Annotated in this window: 2 protein-coding genes; one reads left to right on the top strand and one right to left on the bottom strand. The window is 65.7% G+C overall.

The annotated features are described in order from the left end of the window. The first annotated feature begins 108 nt into the window (after window positions 1–108). A complete protein-coding gene (locus WBG82_RS03515) occupies window positions 109–1,236 on the top strand; it encodes an ATP-dependent DNA helicase (protein WP_424421450.1) in 1,128 nt (375 codons plus the stop codon). 23 nt (window positions 1,237–1,259) lie between these two features. Here the strand turns inward: WBG82_RS03515 and WBG82_RS03510 are convergent. Beyond that, a partial coding sequence (locus WBG82_RS03510) for an STAS/SEC14 domain-containing protein (protein WP_424421447.1) occupies window positions 1,260–1,663 on the bottom strand: 404 nt, incomplete at its 5' end.

Genomic DNA, 1,663 nt, shown 5'->3' with positions numbered 1-1,663 from the left:
GGCAATGTCGATCTCGACCGCTTCGCGAAACTGGTTTCCGGGGCGGCATAAGGGCGCCGCGGCCGTTTGCATCTTGCCCTTCGGGCACGAATCCTGTCTGTCGAAGCCATGGAATTCTCCCCTCAACAGGATGCCGCGTTGCAGGCGGTGGCTCAGTGGCTGAAAAGCGGCAGGCCGCAGGTGTTTCGCCTGTTCGGCTATGCCGGCACCGGCAAGACGACGCTGGCGCGCTATTTCGCCGAGCATGTCGACGGGCAGGTGCAGTTCGCCGCCTTCACCGGCAAGGCCGCGCAGGTGCTGCGCTCCAAGGGCGCAACCAACGCGCGCACCATCCATTCGCTGATCTATCGGCCGCGTGGCGAGGAAGCGGTTGAGGACGAGACGACCGGCAAGACGTCCATGTCGCCGACCTTCTCGCTCAACCGCCAGAGCCCGATCGCGAAGGCCGCGCTGGTCATTATCGACGAATGCTCGATGGTGGACGAGGAACTGGGCCGCGATCTCCTGTCCTTCGGCACGCCGATCCTCGTTCTGGGTGATCCCGGCCAGTTGCCGCCGATTTCGGGCGGTGGTTTCTTCACCGAGCACGAACCGGATTTCCTGCTGACGGAAATCCACCGGCAGGCGCGCGACAACCCCATCATCCGCCTGGCGCTGGACGTGCGCGAGGGGCGCGAATTCATGCGCGGCGATTTCGGCGCCGCGCGGGTGATCGGCAAGGAGGAGGTGACCCAGGATCTTGTGCTCTCGGCCGATCAGGTGCTGGTGGGCACGAACCGCACGCGCCGCCGCTATAACGCGCGCCTGCGCGAGCTGAAGGGCTTCACCGCCAGCTATCCGCAGGCCGGCGACAAGCTGGTGTGCCTGCGCAACGATCCCGCCAAAGGGCTGCTCAACGGCTCCCTGTGGAAAGTCATGACCTCGTCGCGCGAGACGGTGAAGCCCGGCATCAACCTTCTGGTCTCGCCCGAGGAAGACGATCCGGACCGGGGCGTGGCCAAGATCAAGCTGCTCAAGGCGGCCTTCGAGGATGCGGAAGCCGAGATATCCTGGCAGCAGAAGAAGCGCTTCGACGATTTCGACTATGGCTATGCGCTGACGGTCCACAAGGCGCAGGGCTCGCAATGGAACGATGTCGTGCTGTTCGACGAGAGCTTCGCCTTCAAGGACACCCGGCAGCGCTGGCTCTACACCGCCATCACCCGCGCCGCCGAGCGGCTGACCGTGGTGCGATAGCGGCAAAGGCCCGGCCCATGCTCTCAGCCCTCCACGGGGCGGGCTGCCAGCCATTGCCATGCCCGGCTCTCGTCTTCGGCGGCGAAATGCCGGAACTCGATGGGAAGCCGGGGTGCAAGGAAGCCCTGCAGCGCTGCCGTCCAGTCCGGCTCGCCGATCGCCGCGCAGCGTCCGATATGACGGATGGCCTCGGCCTTGCCCTGTTCGATCGTCTCTTTCGGGATTTTCGGCCAGTCCGTGCCGTCATGGCCGGTAAGCCTGACCAGCGCGTCCACCCTCTCATGCAGCGCGCAGGCGGCTTGCAGCAGCCCGAGCAGGTTCTCGGCATCCGCGGCGGTGACGTGGCCGACGATCTCGACCGCAAACAGGTCGGCCCGGTCGGTATCGATGCGGCGCACGGCCGGCACCTCCTCCAGGAAATTCATCC

The sequence above is a fragment of the Parvibaculum sp. genome, assembly GCF_049671045.1.
Lineage (GTDB): Bacteria > Pseudomonadota > Alphaproteobacteria > Parvibaculales > Parvibaculaceae > Parvibaculum.
The sequence above is the reverse complement of the archived record's forward strand: the minus strand, read 5'-3'. Positions and strand labels throughout refer to the sequence as shown.